Annotated in this window: 16 protein-coding genes, 1 tRNA gene, 1 other RNA gene and 1 pseudogene; 12 read left to right on the top strand and 7 right to left on the bottom strand. The window is 66.2% G+C overall.

Features of this window, described 5'->3' with window-relative positions:
* Positions 1-8: 8 nt before the first annotated feature.
* The 5 genes from KBY93_RS07490 to selD all read left to right on the top strand — a co-directional run bounded on the left by KBY93_RS07490 (position 9) and on the right by selD (position 10,357).
* A complete protein-coding gene (locus KBY93_RS07490; protein WP_255093668.1) occupies positions 9-2,462 on the top strand; it encodes a glycogen/starch/alpha-glucan phosphorylase in 2,454 nt (817 codons plus the stop codon).
* A gap of 163 nt (positions 2,463-2,625) precedes the next feature.
* Positions 2,626-5,079, top strand: coding sequence for a glycogen/starch/alpha-glucan phosphorylase (locus KBY93_RS07485; protein WP_255093667.1), 2,454 nt, complete (start codon positions 2,626-2,628; stop codon positions 5,077-5,079).
* A gap of 4 nt (positions 5,080-5,083) precedes the next feature.
* Positions 5,084-7,189: a transglutaminase family protein gene (locus KBY93_RS07480; protein WP_255093666.1), complete on the top strand. Its 2,106-nt coding sequence runs from the start codon at positions 5,084-5,086 to the stop codon at positions 7,187-7,189.
* Positions 7,186-8,226, top strand: a complete 1,041-nt coding sequence (gene galE / locus KBY93_RS07475; protein WP_255093665.1) for a UDP-glucose 4-epimerase GalE — start codon at positions 7,186-7,188, stop codon at positions 8,224-8,226. Before KBY93_RS07480 ends, galE begins: the two co-directional genes overlap by 4 nt.
* Positions 8,207-10,357: a selenide, water dikinase SelD gene (gene selD / locus KBY93_RS07470; RefSeq protein WP_255093664.1), complete on the top strand. Its 2,151-nt coding sequence runs from the start codon at positions 8,207-8,209 to the stop codon at positions 10,355-10,357. The genes galE and selD overlap by 20 nt, the downstream gene beginning before the upstream one ends.
* A 10-nt stretch (positions 10,358-10,367) precedes the next feature.
* On the opposite strand, the gene KBY93_RS07465 is transcribed toward selD, so the two are convergent.
* A complete protein-coding gene (locus tag KBY93_RS07465) occupies positions 10,368-11,819 on the bottom strand; it encodes a mannose-1-phosphate guanylyltransferase/mannose-6-phosphate isomerase (RefSeq protein ID WP_255093663.1) in 1,452 nt (483 codons plus the stop codon).
* A gap of 81 nt (positions 11,820-11,900) precedes the next feature.
* Positions 11,901-12,449: a ribosome maturation factor RimM gene (gene rimM, locus KBY93_RS07460; RefSeq protein WP_255093733.1), complete on the bottom strand. Its 549-nt coding sequence runs from the start codon at positions 12,447-12,449 to the stop codon at positions 11,901-11,903.
* Positions 12,450-12,534: 85 nt separating this feature from the next.
* Here rimM and KBY93_RS07455 point away from each other — a divergent pair, with 85 nt between their 5' ends.
* Positions 12,535-12,750 (top strand): NAD(P)H dehydrogenase subunit NdhS, encoded by a 216-nt coding sequence (locus tag KBY93_RS07455; protein ID WP_255093662.1) that lies wholly within the window; start codon positions 12,535-12,537, stop codon positions 12,748-12,750.
* Here the strand turns inward: KBY93_RS07455 and rnc are convergent.
* Positions 12,716-13,480, bottom strand: a complete 765-nt coding sequence (rnc, locus tag KBY93_RS07450; protein ID WP_255093661.1) for a ribonuclease III — start codon at positions 13,478-13,480, stop codon at positions 12,716-12,718. The two genes, KBY93_RS07455 and rnc, sit on opposite strands and share 35 nt — an antisense overlap.
* Before the next feature lie 24 nt (positions 13,481-13,504).
* Positions 13,505-13,916, bottom strand: an RNA gene (gene rnpB / locus KBY93_RS07445) — RNase P RNA component class A.
* Positions 13,917-13,982: 66 nt separating this feature from the next.
* Here rnpB and KBY93_RS07440 point away from each other — a divergent pair.
* The 3 genes from KBY93_RS07440 (at position 13,983) to KBY93_RS07430 (ending at position 15,044) form a co-directional block, all read left to right on the top strand.
* Positions 13,983-14,056: transfer RNA gene (locus KBY93_RS07440), tRNA-Arg, on the top strand.
* Between the two features lie 84 nt (positions 14,057-14,140).
* Positions 14,141-14,497 (top strand): hypothetical protein, encoded by a 357-nt coding sequence (locus KBY93_RS07435; RefSeq protein ID WP_255093660.1) that lies wholly within the window; start codon positions 14,141-14,143, stop codon positions 14,495-14,497.
* A gap of 73 nt (positions 14,498-14,570) precedes the next feature.
* A complete protein-coding gene (locus KBY93_RS07430; protein ID WP_255093659.1) occupies positions 14,571-15,044 on the top strand; it encodes a hypothetical protein in 474 nt (157 codons plus the stop codon).
* Positions 15,045-15,050: 6 nt separating this feature from the next.
* On the opposite strand, the gene KBY93_RS07425 is transcribed toward KBY93_RS07430, so the two are convergent.
* The gene (locus KBY93_RS07425) at positions 15,051-17,573 is read right to left on the bottom strand and encodes a glycogen/starch/alpha-glucan phosphorylase (protein ID WP_255093658.1); all 2,523 of its coding nucleotides are present in this window, start codon (positions 17,571-17,573) and stop codon (positions 15,051-15,053) included.
* 276 nt (positions 17,574-17,849) lie between these two features.
* Here KBY93_RS07425 and KBY93_RS07420 point away from each other — a divergent pair, with 276 nt between their 5' ends.
* Entirely contained in the window at positions 17,850-19,187 is a 1,338-nt protein-coding gene (locus KBY93_RS07420) for a cation:proton antiporter (protein ID WP_255093657.1), read from the top strand.
* 3 nt (positions 19,188-19,190) lie between these two features.
* Here KBY93_RS07420 and KBY93_RS07415 read toward each other — a convergent pair whose 3' ends face one another.
* Entirely contained in the window at positions 19,191-19,487 is a 297-nt protein-coding gene (locus tag KBY93_RS07415) for a hypothetical protein (protein ID WP_255093656.1), read from the bottom strand.
* A 53-nt stretch (positions 19,488-19,540) separates the two neighbouring features.
* Here KBY93_RS07415 and KBY93_RS07410 point away from each other — a divergent pair, with 53 nt between their 5' ends.
* Both KBY93_RS07410 and KBY93_RS07405 read left to right on the top strand, forming a co-directional pair.
* Positions 19,541-20,422: an alpha/beta fold hydrolase gene (locus KBY93_RS07410; protein ID WP_399222774.1), complete on the top strand. Its 882-nt coding sequence runs from the start codon at positions 19,541-19,543 to the stop codon at positions 20,420-20,422.
* Positions 20,423-20,428: 6 nt separating this feature from the next.
* Positions 20,429-21,310: a galactose mutarotase gene (locus KBY93_RS07405; RefSeq protein ID WP_255093655.1), complete on the top strand. Its 882-nt coding sequence runs from the start codon at positions 20,429-20,431 to the stop codon at positions 21,308-21,310.
* 102 nt (positions 21,311-21,412) lie between these two features.
* Here the strand turns inward: KBY93_RS07405 and KBY93_RS07400 are convergent.
* A pseudogene (locus tag KBY93_RS07400) lies at positions 21,413-22,169 on the bottom strand (hypothetical protein); the annotation flags it as partial.

Genomic DNA, 22,169 nt, shown 5'->3' with positions numbered 1-22,169 from the left:
CCCACGTCATGGCTTCTTCCAACGCGCCGCCCATCGACCTCAGCGGTTCCCAGTTAAGAGATGCGCGTGCTCTGGCCGAGTCGATGCACCGACATCTCTTCTACAGCCAGGCCAAGTCGCCGTCGCTGGCCAGCCCTTACGACCATTACTGCTGCCTGGCCCTGGCAGTGCGTGATCTGCTGCTTCAGAACTGGGTGGACACGGCCGAGGCCTACACCAAGCAACACGTTCGCACCGCCACCTATCTCTCGGCGGAGTATCTCCTGGGCCCCCACCTGGAGAACAATCTGGTGAATCTCGGCATGCGCCAAGCCGCGGAAGTCGCCTGCGCCGAACTGGGGCTGTCCCTGGAGGATCTGATCGCCCTGGAGCCGGAGCCGGGGCTCGGCAATGGCGGCCTAGGCCGTCTGGCAGCCTGTTTTCAGGAGTCGATGGCCAGCCTGGAGCTGCCGGCGATCGGCTACGGCATCCGCTACGAGTTCGGCATCTTCCGCCAGCAGATACAGAACGGCCATCAGGTGGAGAGCACTGACCCCTGGCTGGCTCAGGGCAATCCCTGGGAAGTGATCCGGCCGGAGTGGGCCTATCCGGTCACGATCGGCGGTCACACGGTGCTTGGTGTGGCCTACGACACCCCGATCCTTGGCTTCGGGGTTCACACCGCCAACACCCTGCGGCTGTGGTCGGCCCAGGCGCCGGAATCCTTCGATTTCGCCTCCTTCAATGCCGGGCATTACACCCAGGCAGTGCTGCAGAAGATCCACTCGGAAACCCTCTCGAAGGTGCTCTATCCGAACGATGAGACCGGACAGGGCAAACAACTGCGCCTGAGTCAGCAGATCTTCTTTGTGAGCTGCAGTCTTCAGGACATGTTCCGCATCCTGAAGGGTCAGGGAATGGCGGTAACCCAGTTCCATGAGAAGTTCGCCGTCCAGCTCAACGACACCCACCCGGCGATCGCGGTGGCCGAGCTGATGCGGCTGCTGATCGATGAGCATGGCGTCGACTGGGATACGGCCTGGTCGATCACGACAGCCAGCATCAGCTACACCAACCACACCCTGCTGCCCGAGGCCCTCGAGACCTGGGGCCTGGATCTGTTCGCCCATCTGCTTCCCCGGCATCTGGAGATCATCTATGAGATCAATGCCCGCTTCCTGCGGATGGTGCGTATCCGTTATCCCGGCAAGTCGGCTCTGTTGGAGCGACTGTCGCTGATCGAGGAGGGGCCGCATCGCAAGGTACGGATGGCAAACCTCGCTGTGGTGGGCAGTCACCATGTCAATGGTGTGGCCGAACTTCACAGCACCCTGGTGCGCCAGCAGCTGTTCCCCGAATTCGCGGAACTCTGGCCCGAGAAGTTCACCAATGTCACCAACGGCGTTACGCCCCGGCGCTGGATCGCCCTCGCCAATCCGTTCCTTTCGGCTCTGATGGACGAGGCGATCGGAACCGGCTGGCGGCGAGATTTAGGCGAGCTCAAGGGCCTGGAGCCGCATGCTGGCGACCCTGCCTTTCTGGAGCGCTGGAGGACGGTGCGCGATCAGAGCAAGCAGCGGCTGGCGAATGCCATCCATCAGGACCTGGGGGTCCTTGTCGATCCCTCCTCCCTGTTCGATGTGCAGGTGAAGCGGATCCACGAATACAAGCGCCAGCACCTGGCGGCCCTGCAGATCGTCGAGCGGTATCTGCGTATCCGCAATGGCGAGGATCTGCCGCCGCGAACCTTCATCTTCGGCGGCAAGGCGGCACCGGGGTATGCGATGGCCAAGCTGATCATCCGGCTGATCAGCGGCATCGCCGAGATCGTGAACATGGATCCGGCGATGGACGGCAGGATGCGGGTGGTGTTCCTACCCAACTTCAGTGTCAGCCTGGGTCAGAAGGTCTACCCGGCAGTTGACCTCTCGGAGCAGATCTCCACCGCAGGCCTGGAAGCCTCCGGTACCGGCAACATGAAGATGGCCCTGAACGGTGCCGTCACGATCGGCACCCTCGATGGCGCCAACATCGAGATCAGGGATCTCGTCGGCCACGACAACTTCTTCCTGTTCGGCCACACCGCTGAGCAGCTGGAGGCGATCAACAGAGGCGGCTACCACCCGATGCCATGGCTGCAGAATGATCCGATCGCCCGCGAAGCGATTGATCTGATCGGCTCGGGCCATTTCAGCGAAGGCGACCGCGATCTGTTCGATCCGCTGCTGGCAAACCTCTGCAGCTCTGACCCGTTCCGGGTGATAGCTGATCTGGGCGATTACCGCCGCGCCCAGAATGCGGTGGATGATGCCTGGCTCGACACCACCAGCTGGAGCCGCATGTCTCTGCTCAACACCGCCCGCTGCGGCTTCTTCAGCAGCGACCGTTCGATCCGTGAGTACGCCGACCGCATCTGGAAGGTGAAGCCGGTGCCGATCGACGCCGGGACCCTGATTCCCTCGACCATGTCTGGAGCCAGCTGAGGCGGCGGTGAGCGCGGAGACGGCCGTGTCTGGCGCGGCAGCCTGCTGCCTGTCCGAGCTGAATCCTTCGGGAACCTGGAATGAACCTGAATCGGTAACCGTTCCAGCAGCGATGGGGTGGGCTCCCGCAGCATGAAGGGAGAAGTTGACTCGATCCGCCTCCATGGCAGCCAGTACCGTCCCTCCAACCGACCTTGGCGCGTCGTCATCCCTGGATGGCCACGCCCTGGCCGAGGCGATGCGCCGGCACCTGTTCTTCACCCAGGCCAAGTCCCCGTCACTGGCCACCAACCACGATTACTACTGCTCGCTGGCGATGGCCGTGCGCGATCAGCTGCTGCAGAACTGGGTGGATACGGCCGAGGCCTACACCCAGAGTGGGGTGCGCACGGTGTCCTACCTCTCAGCCGAGTATCTTCTCGGCCCTCACCTGGAGAACAACCTGGTCAACCTGGGTCTGCGTGAGGCGGCCCAGGCAGCCTGTGATGAGCTGGGCCTCGACCTGATGCACCTGATCGCCGAGGAGCCCGAGCCTGGTCTGGGCAACGGTGGCCTGGGTCGTCTGGCCGCCTGTTTCCAGGAGTCGATGGCCAGCCTTGAGCTGCCGGCGATCGGCTACGGCATCCGCTACGAATTCGGCATCTTCCGCCAGCAGATCCAGCGGGGCTGCCAGGTGGAGAGCACCGATCCCTGGCTGGCCCAGGGCAATCCCTGGGAGGTGATCCGTGCTGAATGGTCCTATCCGGTCAAGATCGGCGGTCACACGGTGCTTGGTGTGGCCTACGACACCCCGATCCTGGGCTACGGGGTTCACACCGCCAACACCCTGCGGCTGTGGTCGGCCCAGGCGCCGGAATCTTTCGACTTTGCCTCCTTCAATGCCGGTGACTACACCCGGGCGGTGCTGCAGAAGATCAATTCGGAGACCCTCTCGAAGGTGCTCTATCCGAACGATGAGACCGACCAGGGCAAGCAACTGCGCCTGAGTCAGCAGATCTTCTTCGTGAGCTGCTCCCTGCAGGACATGTTCCGCATCCTCAAGGGGCAGGGGTTGCCGGTCACGGAGTTCCACACCAAGTTCGCCGTTCAGCTCAATGACACCCACCCAGCGATCGCGGTGGCCGAGCTGATGCGGCTGCTGATCGATGAGCACGGCGTCGACTGGGATACGGCCTGGTCGATCACCACAGCCTGCATCAGCTACACCAACCACACCCTGCTGCCGGAGGCCCTCGAGACCTGGGGAGTCGACCTGTTCGAGCAGCTGCTGCCTCGACAGTTGGAGATCATCTTCGAGATCAACACTCGTTTCCTGCGCATGGTGCGCATCCGCAACCCCGGCCAGCCGGCTCTGCTGGAGAGGATGTCGCTGATCCAGGAGGGGCCTTACCGCAAGGTGCGCATGGCCAACCTGGCGGTGGTGGGCAGCCACCGGGTCAACGGTGTGGCGGAGCTGCACAGCAAGCTGGTGCGCAAGGACCTCTTCGCTCCCTTCGTGGAGCTGTGGCCGGAGAAGTTCACCAATGTCACCAATGGCGTCACCCCCAGGCGCTGGATTGCCGTGGCAAATCCGTCCCTCTCGGGCCTGCTCGATGACACCATCGGCAGCACCTGGCGCCGCGACCTCGGCGAGCTCTCTCGCCTGGAGTCGTATGCCGACGATGGAGGCTTCCTGGAGCGCTGGCGCGACGTGCGGGATCTGAACAAGCAACGCCTCGCCAACTTGATTCACCAGCAGGTGGGCGTGCTGGTGGATCCCTCCTCCCTGTTCGACGTGCAGGTGAAGCGGATCCACGAATACAAGCGCCAGCACCTGGCGGCCCTGCAGATCGTCGAGCGTTATCTGCGCATCCGCAATGGCGAGGACCTGCCGCCGCGCACCTTCATCTTCGGCGGTAAGGCTGCGCCGGGCTACGCCATGGCCAAGCTGATCATTCGCCTGATCGGCGGCATCGCCGAGATCGTGAACATGGATCCGGCCATGGACGGGCGCCTGCGGGTGGTGTTCCTGCCCAACTTCAGTGTCAGCCTGGGGCAGAAGGTCTACCCAGCGGTGGACCTCTCCGAGCAGATCTCCACCGCCGGCCTGGAGGCCTCCGGCACCGGCAATATGAAGATGGCCCTGAATGGGGCCGTCACGATCGGCACCCTTGATGGCGCCAACATCGAGATCAGGGATCTCGTCGGTCACGACAACTTCTTCCTGTTCGGCCACACCGCCGAGCAGCTGGAGGCGATCAACAGAGGCGGCTACCACCCGATGCCCTGGCTGGAGAATGATCCGATCGCACGGGAGGCCATCGATCTGATCGGCTCGGGTCATTTCAGTGAGGGCGATCGCGACCTGTTCCACCCCCTGCTGGCAAACCTCTGTGGCAGCGATCCCTTCCGGGTCATGGCCGACATCGGCGATTACCGCCAGGCTCACAACGCCGTGGATGCCGCCTGGGTGGATGCCGTCGGCTGGAGCCGGATGTCTCTGCTGAATTCCGCCCGTTGCGGTTTCTTCAGCAGCGACCGCTCGATCCGCGACTATGCAGAGCGGATCTGGAACGTGGAGTCGATGCCCATCAATGCCTGCACGGTTCTGTCATCGGCCCAGCCGGGCACCCGCTGAGCCGATGGTGGTCACTGAGTCGATCCGGCCCGCATCCGTGGATCCCGGCTGGATGGCCGTCACCGCCGCGGAGGCGGAGCGGCGCCTGAGTGCCAAAGGCATTCAGCTCACCCTTGGCGGTGAGCCCACCGTGGTGCCGATCGACCCCGAGGGTGCCGAGTGGTCGGTGGCGGCCGACGGCCCCACCAAGCTGAGCTACGCGCGGCGTCTGGCCGCCGAACTGCAGCGGCGGGTCTGGCCCGGCAGCACCTTGATGTACTGCCCGGGCAAGCGCTACGATGGCGAGGTCAACCCCCGCTGGGCGCTGAGGCTTATCACAGGCCTCGATGGCAGCCCACTGGTGCCATGGCCCCAGCAGGCGTCGGCCCAATCCCCGGCCGATCAGGCTGCTCCCATTCCCCTGCCGGCCAAGCGGGCCGAGGAGTTTCTCCATGGGATCGGCAAGGCCCTCGGCCATGAGGTCCACCCCCTGCGGCTGAAGGATCCCCTTGATCCCAGCTCCAAGGTCTGGGCTGTCCCCCTGTCCCACAGCATCCCGACAGAGGAGGAACCCGATCTCCCCGAGGGCTGGCAGGCGGCCCGCTGGCCCCTGGCCAAACCCCTGCGCCAGCTGCTTCCAGCCAGCGGCCCGGCGGGGTTGCGCCTGCCGCTGCAGCATTTTCCTGAGGGAGTGCTGCGCCAGGTGCTCACCCTGGAGGTGAGCCCCCGTGGTTGGAACCTGTTCCTGCCTCCCCTGCACCGCCAGCCCCTGGAGCAGCTGCTGCATCTGATCGCCGAGGCCAGTGCCGGTTGGAGCCAGCCTGAACTCAGCGGCGTCCTCCCTCATGATCTCGACGGTCGCTGGAACGTGCTGGGCCTGACGGCTGATCCCGGCGTGCTGGAGGTGAATCTGCCGGTCTGCCACGGCTGGGCTGACTACAGCTTCTGGATCCGCACCCTGAGCGAGGCCTCGGAAGCGGTGGGGCTGCGCAGCTGGAAGCAGGTGGGGGATCATCGCCAGGAAGGAACCGGCGGTGGCAACCATCTGCTCTGGGGTGGCCCCAGCCTCGAGACCAATCCTTTCTTTTCAAGACCGGCTTGGTTGGTGGGGATCCTGCGCTTCTGGCAGCGGCATCCCAGCCTCTCCTACCTGTTCGGAAACAGTTCCGTCGGACCGGCGTCCCAGGCCCCCCGCCTCGATGAAGGCAGCGCCAGTTCCCTTGATCTGCAGCTTGCACACCGGGCGATCGAATCTCTACCTGAAGGGGATCAGCGGGTACTGATCAGCGAGACCCTGCGCCACCTCCATGCCGACCGCAGTGGCAACACCCACCGCAGCGAGATCAGCTTCGACAAGTTCTGGAATCCCGCCTGGGCGGCCGGCTGCCAGGGCCTGATCGAGTTCCGCGCGATCGAAACCCTGCCCGATCCCGACTGGACAGCGGCCATCGCCCTGCTCTGGAGCGCCCTGGCCGCCCATCTGCTCGATCCGGCCCACCGCCCCACCCGGCTCGAGCCCTTCGGGGATCGTCTCCACGATGCGATGCAGCTGCCTCAGGCCATCTGGTCTGACCTCCAAGCGGTGCTGGATCTGCTGGCGCGCGATGGTCTGGTGCTGGAGCCTGAACCCTTCCGTGCCATCTGGGAGTGGCGTTTCCCCCTGTTGCTGAGCTGGGAGCAGGAGGCAGCCAGGCTGGAGATTCGCAGGGCTCTCGAGCCATGGCCCCTGCTCTGCGATACCCCGGTTCAGGGGGGCAACACCAGCCGTTTCGTGGACAGTTCCCTGCAGCGCCTTGAGCTGAAGGCAAACACGGCATTCCTGCAGTCCTGTTCGCTGCGCCTTAACGGCCGGGAACTGCCCCTGGGCGACGGCTGGCTCGGCCTGCGCTACCGCCACAGCCGCCTCTATCCCTCCCTCCACCCCTGCATCGATCCGCACCTGCCTCTGCGGCTGGAGATCAGCGGCCTTGACGCCGACCCGGCTCGCTTCCAGCTTGGGGCAGAGGGATCGGAGCGGATCAGCTTCGAGCCCATTGAGACTCCTCAGGAAGGCGATGAGTGGGGCGTCCACGGCGTCCCATGGCCCGCACCGGCGGGCGGTCTGCGCACCCTTGATCTGAGGCTGGCATGAGCCAGCTGCTGATCACCGGCGGTGCTGGCTTCATCGGCAGCCACACTTGCCTGGTGCTGCTGGAGGCGGGTCATGAGCTGGTGGTGCTCGACGACTTTTCCAACAGTTCACCCGAAGCCCTAAGACGGGTCCAGGAGCTGGCCGGCCCGCTGGCCGCCCCACGGCTGCAGCTGATCGAAGGCGATCTGCGCAGCGGCGCCGACCTGAAGCGGGCCTTCGCTGCGGCGCCGATCGAGGCCGTGGTTCATTTCGCCGGTCTCAAGGCCGTGGCTGAATCGGTGGCAGATCCCCTGCGCTACTGGGACGTCAACCTCTGCGGCAGCCGCGCTCTGCTGGCGGCCATGGTTCAGGCCGGCTGCCGCACGATCGTCTTCAGCAGCAGTGCAACGCTCTACGGGGCCCCGGAGACGGTGCCGATCGCCGAAACCGCCCGGGTCGCTCCAGTGAACCCCTACGGCTATACCAAGGCGGCGGTGGAGCAGATGCTGGCCGATGTGTGGGCCAGCGAGCCTGGCTGGCGGGTGGCGCGCCTGCGCTATTTCAATCCCGTCGGTGCCCATCCCAGCGGCCGCATCGGCGAGGATCCAGGCGGTATCCCCAACAACCTCTTCCCCTTCCTTAGCCAGGTGGCGGTGGGGCGTCGGCCGCGGCTGCAGGTGTTCGGCTCCGACTGGCCAACCCCTGACGGCACCGGCGTCCGCGATTACATCCATGTGATGGATCTGGCCGACGGTCATCGGGCGGCCCTGGAGGTGCTGATGGCTGAGCCCCCCCAGTTGCTCACCCTCAACCTGGGCAGCGGCCGGGGCCATTCGGTCCTGGAGGTGGTGGCCGCCTTCGAGCGGGCCTGCGGCAACGCCGTTCCCTGCGACCTGGTGCCGAGGCGCCCCGGGGATGTGGCGGCCACGGTGGCGGATCCATCGCTGGCGGAGCGGCGGCTGGCCTGGCGCACGCACCGCGACCTCGACGCCATCTGCCGCGATGGCTGGGCCTGGCAGAGTGCCAATCCCCAGGGCTATGGGCCGCGTGGGGACTGAGGAGACACTCCAGCAGCACCTGATCCTGGCCGGGGGTGGCCACAGCCATGCCCTGCTGCTGCGCCGCTGGGCCATGGAGGGCCTGCCCCGGGGGGTACTGATCACCCTCGTGAGCCGTGCCAGCACAGCCCTTTACAGCGGCATGGTGCCGGGCCTGATCGCAGGGCTTTACAGCCGCCGCGAAGCCGCCATCGATCTCCGCCGCCTCTGCGATCGTGCTGGGGTGTGCTTCGTGCGGGCCGAGATCACCGGCCTGGATCCTGCCAAGCGTGAGCTGCAGCTGGCCGGCCGTCCCCCCCTGCGCTGGGACCGGCTCAGCCTGGATGTGGGGGCTGTCACCACGGGCACCGGTGGGATGGCGATCAAGCCGCTGGAGCCGTTCCTGGACTGGTGGGAGTCGCTGGCACCTGGCCCGCCACCCGGCCGGGTGCTTGGCGGCGGGGCGGCCGGGGTGGAAGTTGCCATGGCCCTGAAGGCCCGGGGAGTGCGGGTGGAGCTGGTGCGGCGAGGGCACAGCCTTGCCCTGGGCACGCCTGCGGCCAACCGGGCCGGTGAGCGGATGCTGGCGGCGGCGGGCGTGCCTTTGCGGAGCCTGGACCCCGAGGCTGATGACAGGGCCTCGGCCCATGGATCGGGTCCGCTTGTGCGCTGCACCGGCAGCCGGGCTCCGCTCTGGCTGGCGGCCGGCGGTCTGCCCTGCGACCCGGTCACGGGACGGGTATTCACGGAGGCCAGCCTGGAGGTGGAGGGCCATCCCGGAGTGTTCGCCTGCGGCGACTGCGGCCTGGTGCGCTCGCTGCCACGCCCCCCCAGCGGGGTGTGGGCCGTGCGGGTGGCTCCCGTGCTGGCGTTCAACCTGCGCCGCTCCCTGCGCTCTGAACCCCTGCGCCGCTGGAACCCGCCACGCCATGCTCTGCAGCTGCTGGGGGATGGTGGGGCCGTCGATGGCCAACCGCGTGCCCTGGCCATGTGGGGACCGCTCTGCCTGGGCCCCTCCCGTTGGCTGTGGCGGTGCAAGGCCTGGATCGACCGCCGCTTCATCACCCGCTTCCAGGCTCTGGCTCCGATGGCCGAGCAGAGCCCTTGCCGGGGCTGCGCCGCCAAATTGGGCGCCGATCCCCTGCGCGCGGCCCTGGAGCGGCTGAGTGGGGCCGCAGCTGGAGCCGGAAAGGCGGATGGGGTTCTGATTGGCGCTGAAGATCCCGCTTTGGAGGATGCCGCCGTGATCGCCGGTTCCCCTGAGGAAGGACTGGTGCTGCAGAGCCTCGATGGCTTCCCCGCCCTGGTGGGAGACGACTGGCTGAACGGGCGGCTGACCGCCCTGCATGCCTGCTCCGACCTCTGGGCCTGTGGCGCCCGGGTGGAGAGTGTCCAGGCCCTGGTGACCCTGCCGCGGGGGAGGGCTGCGTTGCAGGAGGAGTGGTTGCTTCAGACCCTGGCCGGGGTGCGCTCCGTGCTCGATCCCCTCGGCGCCCGGCTGGTGGGGGGGCACACCCTGGAGCAGCGCAGCGCCGCTGAGGGACTCAGCCTTGCCCTGAGTGTGAACGGCCGCTGTGAGCCGGGCCGCTTCTGGGCCAAAGGCGATCTGGCGGCCGGTGATCGGTTGCTGCTCAGCCGTCCGATCGGAAGCGGCGTGCTCTTCGCGGGCGCCATGGCCGGAGCGGCGGAGCCCGAGTGGATCGATGGGGCTCTGGAGCTGATGGCCCAGAGCCAGCAGTCGCTCGTGGAGCTGCTGGCCGCCCATGGCTGCCGTGCCTGTACCGATGTCACCGGGTTCGGGCTGCTGGGGCACCTCGGTGAGATGCTGCGCGCCGCGCCGGGGCCTCTGCGGGTTCAGCTGAAGCTGCAGGCGTTGCCGGCCTTCCCCGGGGCGGTGGAGCTGCTGGAGCAGGGTTTCGCCAGCAGCCTGGCGCCCGCCAACCGCAGCGCCTGGGAGGAGCTGGAGAGCGGCAGGGTTCAGGCCGTGCCGCTCACGGCCCCCCTGCGGGAGCTGCTGATCGATCCCCAGACCTGCGGTCCGCTGCTGGCGGCCATGCCGGAGTCGGAGGCGGAGGCGGCTCTGGCGGCTGTGCGTGCAGCCGGGTTTCGGTGGGCCGAGCTGATCGGGACCGTGCTGGCCGGCCCTGACTGACCCGGAGATTTCAACGGACCGGAAGGCTCATGTCCGAGCGCCCGTAGCGATCCTCGAAGCGGACGATGTCGTCTTCGCCGAGGTAAGGGCCGCTCTGCACCTCGATCATCTCCACGGGGATCTTGCCGGGATTGCTGAGCCGGTGTTTGGCGCCCAGGGGGATGTAGGTGCTCTGGTTCTCACCCACCAGTTCCTCGACGCCGTCCTTTTCCACGACGGCCGTGCCTTGAACCACCACCCAGTGCTCAGCGCGGTGGTGGTGCATCTGCAGCGAGAGGCTGGCGCCGGGATTGACCACGATCTTCTTGACCTGCCAGCGTCTCCCCTCGACGATGCCGTCGTAGGAGCCCCAGGGCCGGTAGATGCGGCGGTGGGCCTTGCCCTCGGGGCTGCCGCTGGCGGCGAGGCGGTTCACGATCGTCTTCACGTCCTGGGCGCGGTCGCGGTGGGCCACCAGCACGGCGTCATCGGTTTCGATCACCACCAGATCCTCCACTCCCAGACCCACCACCAGCCGGTGCTCGCTGCGCAGGTAGCAGTTGCGAGAGCCCTCACTGATCACCCGTCCGCGCAGGACGTTGCCATCGCTGTCGCGCTCGCCCGTGTCCCAGAGGGCGCTCCAGCTGCCCACATCGCTCCAGCCAGCCTCCAGGGGCAGCACAGCGCCCAGGCCCGTGCGCTCCATCACCGCCACGTCGATGGCGACATTGGGGCAGCTGGCGAAAGACTCCCGCTCCAGGCGCAGGAAATCGAGGTCGGCGCTGTCGTGGTCGATGGCCCCGCGGCAGCAGCTCACCACCTCCGGCGCCAGCCGCTCCAGCTCAGCGAGGATGGCGCTGGCGCGGAAGAGGAACATGCCGCTGTTCCAGGTGAAGCGGCCACTGGCCAGAAAGGCCTCCGCCGTGGCCGCATCGGGTTTCTCCACGAAGCGGGCGATCGGGGTGGGCGCCTGGAGCAGGGGCTCCACCGCCTCGATGTAGCCGTAACCGGTTTCCGGGGCCGTTGGCACGATGCCGAAGGCCACCAGCAGTCCGCCCTCGGCTGCGGCGCGGCCCGCTTCGACAGTGGCGCGGAAGCGCGCTCCATCCTGAATGACGTGATCGGCGGCGAGCACCAGCAGCAGGGGATCCTCCCCCCGGCTGGTGGCATGCAGGGCCGCCACCGCGATGGCCGGCGCCGTATTGCGACCGAGGGGCTCTAGCAGGATCGCGCCGGGTTCAACCCCGATCTGGCGCATCTGCTCGGCCACGATGAAGCGGTGATCCTCGTTGCAGATCAGCAGCGGAGCGCCCAGTTGGTTCAGCCCCTTGAGCCGCAACTGGGTCTGCTGCAGCAGGGTCTCCTCGCCGCTGCCGGCCAGAGGCCAGTATTGCTTCGGATAGCTGGCGCGCGACAGGGGCCAGAGGCGGGTGCCGGTGCCGCCGCAGAGGATCACGGGAACGAGGGAAGCCGCTGGGCTCATCGTCGGATCCACCTGAGAGCGGGCAATGCTGGCTCGAATCCTATGGGGAACGCCCTGGAGCGTCAGCCGTCAGCCAGACCCTCACGGCTCGAGCAGCCCCGGCGGTGGGGTGATCTCCAGCCAGCCGCCGGCAATGTCCACCCGCGGAACGATCGCCTCAACGAAGGGAATCAGCGCCCGCCGGGTCGGCTCACCGCTGAGCTCCACCTCCAGCAGATCGTTGCCGGCATGGATCAGATCCACCACGGTGCCGATCACCTCGCCCTGGGGGGCCAGGCGCACCTGCAGTCCCTGCAGATCAAGCAGATGGAACTCCCCCTCCTGCAGGCGTGGCCGATCGCCTGCTTCCACCAGCAGATCCTGGTGCACCAGGGCCTCGGCTTCCTCCCGTGTGCCGACCCCCTCCAGCCGCACCACGAACAGCTCCCGGCCGGGCAGTTGACGGCCCGAGAGCAGCTGCACGGCGCGGGCGGGTTCCTGGGCCCGGCGCAGCCAGCGCTGACCAGGCCGTGTGAAACGTTCAGGAAAATCGGTGCGGGGCACCACCCGCAGCTCCCCCTGCAGCCCCTGGGCCGCCACCACTTTCCCCACCACCAGCCACGCCTCGGGCCCGTCCCCTTCGCTCACCATCGACCCACCATCGACTGATCCGCCGCGCATCTGCGCCCCATCCTGCCGATCGGCTCGATAATGGACTTTCTCGTGCGTTCCCTCCATGGCTGCGGCTGATTCCTCTTCAGTGGATGCACAGCCTGTGGCGCCGCTGGTGCTGCCTGGCACCACCGTCGTTGTGCGGGATCAACGCTCGATCTACAACGGCTACCGGGGCTTCGTGCAGCGCATCAGCGGCAGCCAGGCGGCGGTGCTGTTCGAAGGTGGCAACTGGGACAAGCTGGTCACGATGCCTCTGAAGACTCTGGAAGCGAGCTGAACCCCTGCCGCTGTGCCAGGGCCATGCGGGCCGCCTGCTGTTCGGCGTCGCGTCTTGAACCTCCCCAGCCCTCACCCAGCCGCTGCCCGTTCAGGTTCACGCAACAGTGAAAGCGTCTGGGGTCGCCGTGGAGGCGGCTGCGTTCCTCGCAGAAATAGCTGGGCAGGCCGAGCCCCTGGGCCTGGCTCCACTCCTGCAGACCCGTCTTCCAGTTGTGGCGGTAGGGATCGGCCAGGAGCTCACTGGCGCTGCGTTGCCAGTGGGGGGTGAGCCAGCTGTGAACCGCCGCCAGGCTGCCTGTGGCCTCGTAGAGCCCGCCGATCAGGGCCTCGCAGATTTCGGCGCGGATCGTCTGCCGCGCTGCGCTGTCGCCTGCAGCCACCGGGCCGAGGTGCACCATCGCCTCGATGCCGCAGCGCTCTGCCAGCTCTGCAAGCCAGCGGTCGCTCACCAGCTGGGCCCGCAGGGCCGAGCGCTGGCCGACGTCCATGGCGTGGTGGTGGCGCTCCAGGTATTCCGCCGCCGCCAGCCGCAGCACGGCGTCGCCGAGAAACTCCAGCCGTTCGTGGTTGATCGGCCGGCCGGCGGAACTGTGGGTGAGGGCCTCCTCGATTGGGGCTAGGTCGAGGTCGGGGCACCTGGCCTCGGCCAGCCCGAGGCCCGCGAGGAACTCCACCAGGCGGCGGCGGCGCTCGTCACTCAGGGGCACGGGGGCTTCGCGGAGGACCATTGGCCTCCCTGCGGAGGCTTGAAAGGGTGAAAGCAGGACATAAGCCGGGTTCTGTTCCGGCCCGCCGCAGCGGACCAGGGTGGGCATCTGTCTGGGACCGCCGTTACCGACGGCCTCGAGCGGCGCACTTGTGTCGGGACGGGTGTCATGGCCAACCGTTGTCCCTGGGCCTTGCTCCCAGCCGGGGTTTACCGAGCCAGCACCTCTCGATGCTGCTGGTGCGCTCTTACCGCACCCTTGCACCCTTACCTGATCAGGGAGCGAGCCCCCTGCCATCGGCGGTGTGTTTCTGTGGCACTCTCCTCACGGTCACCCGCACTGGGCGTTACCCAGCAAGCCTGGCCATTGGGGAGCCCGGACTTTCCTCAACCGAAGCCGGAGTCACCAGCCGAAACTGATCTCCCCCCCTTCGATCGCGACCACCTCGCCTGCTTTCACTCCCGACTTTAGGCAGAGGGGGGTCTGGCCTCAGGGAACGGCCCATGCCGATAATGCATAGCCTGGGGCTGTAGCTCAGCCGGATAGAGCGACGGTTTCCTAAACCGTAGGTCGTGGGTTCGAGTCCCGCCAGCCCCGTACCCACTTGGTAGGGAACGCTACCGGTGGTGGCCTTCCCAATCAGGGCTCCCTGGCTAGCGTTGAGCTGGCCGTGATCCCTGCATGAACGAGCTTCACGATCTGCGTCTGCGCTTGCTGGTTCAGCAGGAGGGTGAGCGGATCGCCCGCAGCCAGCCTGATGAACTCGACCTCTCCGTCGTTCAGGCCCGCTGCCTCTGCTGGCTGGCCCTGCTGGCCGAGGTGCATCAGGAACAGTCGGTCGAGGCGGAGCAACGGGGCGACATGGAGCAGGCGATGGGCTGGTTTGCCGATTCGATGCGCCTGCGCGATGTGATCCAGCTGGTGAGTTCGATCGAAATTCCCCTGCCCTGCCTCCAGGAGGACGGCGGCGACAGCGACGACGCAGACGGGGATGACGATCAGCTGGACCTGCTGGGCCCCTTCGATCGCCTGGTCTGAGGCTGCTGGAGCTCCCAGCGGCAGCCCCGGACATCCAATGCCATGATGGGTGTCAAGGAACCAAGGGAGCGCGGTGCCCGAAGAGCCCTGCCAATGCCCTGACTGTCAGCGGTTTTATCGGGAACATGACCGATTGATCCGGGAGAATCCCACTCTGCGGCAGCAGCAGGAACTCAACTGGGCTGCGCTGCAGTCGTTTCGCACCCTGGCAGGCCGGGTGCTGGAAGAGCTGCAGAAAACCCATGGCGATGGCGAGGCAGAGCAGTCCACGCCTCAGCTCGCGGCCTCAGCCCCCGCAGATGCCAGCGCCTCCCCCGAGGAGGAGAGCCTGCAGCAGGCGATTTCCGATCTGGAGAACATCAATGCCCACCTGTTCTCGATCGAAGCGCTGATGGAACGCATCTTTGATGTGCGTGTCCCTGAGGACGTGGAGCAGAAGTTCCGGGAGCTGGCCGGGGAACTGGCCCCCGACCCCCTCAATGCCGATCGCCTGCGGCTGAACCGCCTGCTGCACCAGACCCCCGATCTGCCGGACCACCGGCCCTGAGTTTCCTCAGTCGATCTCGCAGCTGATCGTCACCGGGAATGGCTCTGCCTGCCAGATCCGCTTGGCGTACTCGCGGATTGAGCGGTCGCTGCTGAAGAAGCCCGTGCGCGCCGTGTTCAGCAGTGACATCCGGTTCCAGGTGGTGCGATCACCCCAGGTCTGACTGACCGCGTCCTGGGCGCGCATGTAGTCGCTGAAGTCGGCCATCAGGTAGTAGGGATCACGGCTGGTGAGGTTCTGCAGCAGGGGCTTGAACAGCTCCGTGTCGCCATTGCTGAAGTGACCCTTCTCCACCAGCCGCAGCGCCTCCGGCAGTTCCGGGATGCTGGCGATCAGCTCCCAGGGGCGGTATCCACCTGCGCGCAGGGCCTCAATGCCGTCGGTGGTGTGGCCGAACAGGAAAAAGTTCTCGGCTCCCACCTGCTCGCGGATCTCCACGTTGGCGCCATCGAGAGTGCCGATCGTGAGCGCCCCGTTCATGGCGAATTTCATGTTGCCGGTGCCGGAGGCTTCCAGCCCAGCGGTGGAGATCTGCTCGGAGAGGTCCGAGGCCGGATACACCCGTTGCCCCAGGCTGACGTTGTAGTCAGGCAGGAACACCACCCGCAGGCGGCCGTCCATGTCAGGGTCGGCGTTGACCGTTTCGGCAATGCCGTTGAGGAAGCGGATGATCAGCTTGGCCATGTAGTAGCCAGGTGCCGCCTTGCCTCCGAAGATCACGGTGCGCGGGGCGAAGTTGTCTCCGAGGCCGTTCTTGATGCGCAGGTACTGGGCGATCACCTGCAGGGCATTCAGGTGCTGGCGCTTGTATTCGTGGATCCGCTTCACCTGCACATCGAAGAGCGAGGAAGGATCTACCAGCAGTCCGCTCTGGCGGTGGATGTACTGGGCCAGATGACGTTTCACCGCCAGCTTGGTCTGGCCCCAGCGCTCCAGGAAGCCAGCGTCGTTCTGGAAAGCCTCCAGCTGGCGCAGGTCGTCGAGGTTGCGCACCCAGTCCTGGCCGATCACCTCATTGAGCAGTTCCCGCAGCAGCGGGTTGGCGAGGGCGATCCAGCGCCGGGGCGTGACGCCGTTGGTGACATTGGTGAACTTCTCGGGCCAGAGGGAGGCGAATTCAGGGAAGAGCTGGGTGCGCACCAGTTCGCTGTGCAGGGCCGCCACACCGTTGACGTGGTGGGAGGCCACGGTGGCCAGGTGGGCCATGCGCACCGCCTTGCCGTCGTTCTCATCGATGATCGATACCCGCTGCAGCATCGTCTCGTTGCCTGGATGCTTCAGCCGCACCGTGTGCAGGAAGCGTCGGTTGATCTCGAAGATCAGCTCCAGGTGTCGCGGCAGCAGTGAGCCGAAGAGATCCAGGCCCCATTTCTCCAGGGCTTCAGGCAAGAGTGTGTGGTTGGTGTAGGCCAACGAGCGGGTGGTGATGTCCCAGGCGGCATCCCAGCTCAGCTGTTTGTGATCGATCAGCAACCGCATCAGCTCGGCCACCGCGATCGCAGGGTGGGTGTCGTTGAGCTGCACCGACCAGTGCTCCGGGAACTCGGTGATCGGCAGGTCACGCAGCTCCAGGCTGCGCAGCATGTCCTGGAGAGAGCAGCTCACGAAGAAGTGCTGCTGCTTGAGGCGCAGGCGCCGGCCTTCATCGGTGCCGTCGTTGGGATAGAGCACTTTGGAGAGGGTCTCGGAGCCCACCTTCTCCTCAACTGCGCCGTAGTAGTCCCCGATGTTGAAGGCGTAGAAATCGAAGCTCTCTGAGGCCTCCGCTGACCACAGCCGCAGGCGGTTACAGGTGTTCACCCTGTAGCCCAGCACGGGCACGTCGTGGGGGACACCGATGGCGTGCTCGGAGGGAATCCAGCGCACCCGGTAATCCCCCTGGGTGTCGCGGTAGTTCTCGGTGCGGCCGCCGAAGCCGACGAAGCAGGCCTGGTCGGGGCGGGGCAGTTCCCAGGGCCACCCACTCTTGAGCCATTTGTCGGTGATCTCAACCTGCCAGCCATCGCGGATCAGCTGGTCGAAGATCCCGAACTCGTAGCGAATGCCATAGCCGGTGGCGGGAATCTCCAGGCTGGACAGGGACTCGAGGTAGCAGGCGGCCAGGCGGCCGAGCCCCCCATTCCCCAGGCCCGGTTCCTCCTCCACCTCGAGGATCTCCTCGAGCGAGTCAATTCCGAAACGGCGCAGGGCCTCGGCGGCTTCGTCCTGGATGCCGAGCATCAGCAGGTTGTTGCCCAGCTGGGGGCCGATCAGGAATTCGGCGGATAGGTAGGCCACCACGCGTGTGGGCGTGGCCGAGATCGCCTCGATCCCAGCCAGATAGCGGGTCATAAGCCGGTCGCGCACCGCGTAGCTCAGGGCCACGTAGAGGTCGTGGTGGCTGGCGGTGGGGGCGAGCTGTCCGAGCGTGTAGAAGAGATGCTCGGTCATTCCGTCGAAGACACCATCGGCCGTGAGGCCGCTGCGATCTGGGTCGGCGAAGCAGCCCGGGGTGGGCAGCCTCAGCTGGCTGGGCGGAGCGTCGGTCATGGAGGTGGGGCGAAGGGGGTGGAGCGGCGAAGCTGAACAACGGTCGGCTGTGAAACGCGATGCCGGTCCGATCCGTGCGCGAGACCACTCTGGCTCAGCCCCGATGCGGACGCTCTGGATGCCCACCAGGCAGTTCGGCATGAGACTGGTCAGTCTTCGATCGGTGTGGATTCACTGATGGTGGCCAGAGTTCATTCTGGACAGAAGCCAATCCCTGCGGCAGATCCCGTCTAACGTCGCCCCCAACTTCATCCACGTGCCGCCACACCGGTCTGCATGACTTTTCCGACTCTCCTGCTCGAAATCGGCAATCACAATATGGAGGTGGCCGAAACCCTGATCGGGGTCGGCCGTTTTCTGCTGATTTTCCTGGCCGCGCGCACCCTGGCCGAGATCATGGTCCGGCTCCAGCTCCCCACCATCCTTGGTGAGCTGGTGGCGGGGGTGCTGATCGGCCTCTCGGGCCTGCACCTGATTCTCCCTCCTGAAACCGGAGCTGAGCTGAGCAACTGGTTCACTTCCGCGGTGGCTTCCCTCTCGTCGATGTCGCCCGATGCGGTCGAGTCGATCTATATCGAAACCTTCCCCAACCTGCAGGCGGTGGCCACCCTCGGCCTTTTCGCCCTGCTGTTCCTCACGGGCCTCGAGAGTGAGCTCGACGAGCTGGTGGCGGTGGGAGCCCAGGCCACCACGGTGGCCTGCACGGGCGTGGTCCTGCCCTTTGCGATGGGCACCTTAGGTCTGCTGTATTTCTTCCATGTGCCGCTGATTCCAGCGATCTTCGCCGGTGCGGCCATGACCGCCACCAGCATCGGCATCACCGCCAGCGTCTTCGGCGAACTCAAATATCTCAAGACCCGCGAAGGTCAGACGGTGATCGGCGCCGCTGTTCTCGATGACATCCTTGGCATCGTCATCCTGGCCGTGGTGGTGGCCGTGGCTGGTGGAGGAGCCTTCGAGATCGGCCCGATCGTGAAGCTGCTCGTTGCCGCAGCCATGTTTGTTGGTGTTTCCCTTTTCCTGAGCCGCACTGCAGCCCCTGCCTTCGACTGGCTGCTGGATCGGCTCAAGGCTCCTGGTGAGGTGGTAGTGGCCTCCTTCGTGGTGCTCTGTCTCTGCTGTTTCGCGGCCCAGGCCATCGGCCTGGAGGCGGCTCTCGGCGCCTTTGCCGCAGGCCTGATCCTGAGTGGATCACGCAATACCCACGCCATTCAGGAAACGGTGAAGCCCCTGGTATCACTGTTTGCCACCATCTTCTTCGTGCTGATCGGCACCAGCATGGATCTGTCTGTGCTCAACCCGATGGATCCGGCCAACCGCCCCGGCCTGGTGATGGCCGCCTTCCTGCTGGTGGTGGCGATCATCGGCAAGGTGGCCTCCGGCTGGACTTACTTCAGCAAGGAGAAGACCAACCGCCTGGTGGTGGGCCTGGGGATGATGCCCCGCGGTGAAGTGGGCCTGATTTTCCTTGGTCTTGGCACTCAGGCCGGTCTGCTGACCCCTGCCCTGGAGGCGGCGATCCTGTTGATGGTGATCGGCACCACCTTCCTCTCGCCGATCCTGCTGCGGGTGGTGCTCAGCCGCGAGGAGAAGCTGGCTGAACAACCTGCCTGAGGCTCAGCTCTCGTCACGCCGGGAGGCGATCGTCCAGAACGCGCCGGCGAGCACCGCCATCAGCCCGAGGCTGGCCGCCCAGCTTGGGCTAAGGGCCCAGCCCAGCGCCAGCTGGGTGATCCCCCCAACGGCGAACGCCAGCAACACGTTGCTCAACAGCAGCACGATCACGCGCAGGCCTTCAGGGAGCGGTCCTTCAGCCAGGGCCTCATCCAGACGGGCCAGCGGCACAGAAAGGGGCAGATACAAAGCCAGGGCCCACAGGGCCGTTCCCGGCAGCAGGCTTGACCAGTCGAGCACGGAGCGAACCCACCGAATTGATCCCTAGCATCGACGACCAAGCCAAGCCTGCGTTGATCGGCATCCGCCCCGAGCCCTGGACCCATGACGGTCACGGGGTCCATGCCCTGGCCAGCCGACCGCAGCAGCCCCAGGGTCCGGCGCTGCTGCTGGTTCACGGCTTCGGCGCTTCTACCGACCACTGGCGCTTCAACATCCCGGTGCTGAGCGAACGGCATGAGATTCACGCCCTCGATCTGCTGGGCTTCGGCCGCAGTGCCAAACCCTCGGGTCTTTCCTATGGCGGAGCGCTCTGGCGGGATCAGCTGGTGGCTTACGTGCGCGAGCGGATCGGTAGGCCCACGGTGCTGGTGGGCAATTCTCTCGGGGGCTTTGCCGCCCTGGCGGCGGGGGCGGCCCTGGGGAGCGAGGCGGCCGGGGTGGTGCTGATCAATGCCGCTGGCCCCTTCAGTGACGAGCAGGCCGAACCGAAGGGCTGGGGCGCGATCACGAAGCGCACGATCGGTGGCGCCCTGTTGCGCAGCCCGCTGCTACAGCGTCTGCTGTTCGAGAACATGCGCCGCCCGGCCGTGATCCGGCGCACGCTCAATCAGGTCTATATCGACCGCAGCAACGTGGACGACGAGCTGGTGGAGGCGATCCGGCGGCCGTCGCTGGATCCTGGGGCCTTCGGGGTGTTCCGCACCGTCTTCGACATTCCTCGTGGCCAGCCGCTCGATGAACTCTTTGCCGAGCTTCAGGCACCCCTGCTGCTGCTCTGGGGGATCCGCGACCCCTGGATTAACGCCGCCGGCCGCCGTGCCGCCTTCCAGCGCCACGCTCCGGCGGGCACCAAGGAGGTGGTGCTCGACGCCGGACACTGCCCCCACGATGAAGTGCCTGAGCAGGTGAATGCCGCCCTGCTGGACTGGCTCGCGAGCCTGCCCGCTGCCTGAGGTCCCATGTCCCTGAGCCACCGCACCACGCCCTACCCCCACTGGGAGTTCAGCGCCGCCGCCGGCGGTGATCTGCTGCGTTTGGTGCCGGAGCGAGGCGGGCTGCTCAGCGGCTGGCGCTGCAACGGCCGTGAGCTGCTGTATCTCGACGAGGCCCGCTTCGCCGATCCGGCCCTCTCGGTGCGCGGCGGCATGCCGGTGCTGTTTCCGATCTGCGGCAATCTCCCCGCTGATCAGCTGCCGCTGCCGCAGGGGACCTTCACGCTCAAGCAGCATGGATTTGCCCGCGATCTGCCCTGGGATCTGGAGGAGCTGCCAGGAGGTGAGGGCGTGCGCCTGACTCTCTCTGACAGTTCCGCCAGCCAGGCCATGTTCCCCTTCCCCTTCCGGCTGCAGCTGGAGCTGCGCCTCGAGCCAGGGGCTCTGGCGATCGCGGTGGAGCTGCACAATCCTGGTGTGGATCCGCTGCCGTTCGCCTTCGGGCTGCACCCGTATTTCGCCGTCACCTCGCTGGCGATGGCGTCGCTGGAGGGGCTGCCGGAGAGCTGCTTCGACCACAGCACCATGGTTCCTGCCGCCACCGCCCCGCTGCTGGAGCGGCTGGAGCAGGGTGTGGATCTGCTGGCCCAGCCCGCTGGTCCAGTGCGTTTGCTGGACCGCCAGGCTGGTGTGGCCCTGGAGCTCCAGGCCGAAGCCCCCTTCGATCTGGCCGTGGTCTGGAGCGATCCCCCCCGCTCGATGGTCTGCCTTGAGCCCTGGACGGCTCCACGGGGCGCGCTGGTGAGTGGGGAGCGGCGGCTGGAGGTTGCCCCCGGTCATACCTGCCGGCTGGCCTGTCGGTATCAGCTGCTCGAGGGCGCGGAAGTCAGCACTGAGGATCCAGGGTGATCACCACATTGCCTTTTTTGCGGCCGCTGTCGACATAGCGGTGGGCGGCCACGATCTGATCCAGCTGATTTCGGCTGAGAGCATCGTCTTCTGAAGATCTGCTTAGTCGTGAATAGGCCAGAAATCGGGCTGATCGATCATGGGTTTCCGCATCGGCAGAACGTGAAACCGGCGGCGGATCTCCAGCAGTGGTTCCGCGGCGATGGCCAGATGATCCAGCTGGCTGAAGTCTCCCCGGCAGGCCGCTCCCCGCACAAGAGACTCCGCAAAGAGTTCCGCCGAGCCGGGAAGGTCGAGAGCGCCGCGGCGGCCGTCTACGCCGTGATACGGCTCTCCACCGCCGCCGTAGGGGATGAACTGCAAATCGGTGCCGTGCTTGAACAGACCCACCTCATGGATCAGGAAATTCGTGAGAGAGGCCATCCAGTTGGCATCGCTGTTGTTCAGCGCCAGCTTGAACGCACCCAGGGCGATTTCCCCGGGGCCTGTGGGTTCATAGCCGGTGATCACATGATTCATGTCATGGCAGACGTAGTACCCGGGATTCGGCGTGTTGCGGCTCGGCACGGTCATGCCGTTGCGTTCATAGAGCTGGATGAAGGCCCAGCCCAGGCTGCCGTAGGGCATCTCGGCCAATCGTTCGATGGCTTCGAAGAAGGAATCGTCGTAGCCGTGCTTGCCGCTGCCAGGCTGCTGCTCGGAGAGTTCGGGCATGTACTTGTCGTACATGCTGTAACCATTCAGGGGTCGGGATGCGCCGCCGCGCGAATGCACGCCTGATCGCTCATCGCTGAGCGGGCAAAGAAGCAGTGCTGCTCTTGCTGCTGAATTCAGGGATCCGGCAGCAGTGATGGCATCA

This window comes from Synechococcus sp. J7-Johnson (genome assembly GCF_024345795.1).
In the GTDB taxonomy this organism is placed as follows: domain Bacteria; phylum Cyanobacteriota; class Cyanobacteriia; order PCC-6307; family Cyanobiaceae; genus Regnicoccus_A.
This window is presented reverse-complemented; position numbering and strand designations above follow the sequence as displayed.

Bases quoted from the DNA above. Each gene is read 5' to 3' on its own strand.
- KBY93_RS07490 (WP_255093668.1), top strand. From the start codon at position 9: ATGGCTTCTTCCAACGCGCCGCCCATCGACCTCAGCGGTTCCCAGTTA.
- KBY93_RS07485 (WP_255093667.1), top strand. From the start codon at position 2,626: ATGGCAGCCAGTACCGTCCCTCCAACCGACCTTGGCGCGTCGTCATCC.
- KBY93_RS07480 (WP_255093666.1), top strand. From the start codon at position 5,084: ATGGTGGTCACTGAGTCGATCCGGCCCGCATCCGTGGATCCCGGCTGG.
- galE (WP_255093665.1), top strand. From the start codon at position 7,186: ATGAGCCAGCTGCTGATCACCGGCGGTGCTGGCTTCATCGGCAGCCAC.
- selD (WP_255093664.1), top strand. From the start codon at position 8,207: ATGGGCCGCGTGGGGACTGAGGAGACACTCCAGCAGCACCTGATCCTG.
- KBY93_RS07465 (WP_255093663.1), bottom strand. From the start codon at position 11,819: ATGAGCCCAGCGGCTTCCCTCGTTCCCGTGATCCTCTGCGGCGGCACC.
- rimM (WP_255093733.1), bottom strand. From the start codon at position 12,449: ATGGTGAGCGAAGGGGACGGGCCCGAGGCGTGGCTGGTGGTGGGGAAA.
- KBY93_RS07455 (WP_255093662.1), top strand. From the start codon at position 12,535: ATGGCTGCGGCTGATTCCTCTTCAGTGGATGCACAGCCTGTGGCGCCG.
- rnc (WP_255093661.1), bottom strand. From the start codon at position 13,480: ATGGTCCTCCGCGAAGCCCCCGTGCCCCTGAGTGACGAGCGCCGCCGC.
- KBY93_RS07435 (WP_255093660.1), top strand. From the start codon at position 14,141: ATGAACGAGCTTCACGATCTGCGTCTGCGCTTGCTGGTTCAGCAGGAG.
- KBY93_RS07425 (WP_255093658.1), bottom strand. From the start codon at position 17,573: ATGACCGACGCTCCGCCCAGCCAGCTGAGGCTGCCCACCCCGGGCTGC.
- KBY93_RS07420 (WP_255093657.1), top strand. From the start codon at position 17,850: ATGACTTTTCCGACTCTCCTGCTCGAAATCGGCAATCACAATATGGAG.
- KBY93_RS07405 (WP_255093655.1), top strand. From the start codon at position 20,429: ATGTCCCTGAGCCACCGCACCACGCCCTACCCCCACTGGGAGTTCAGC.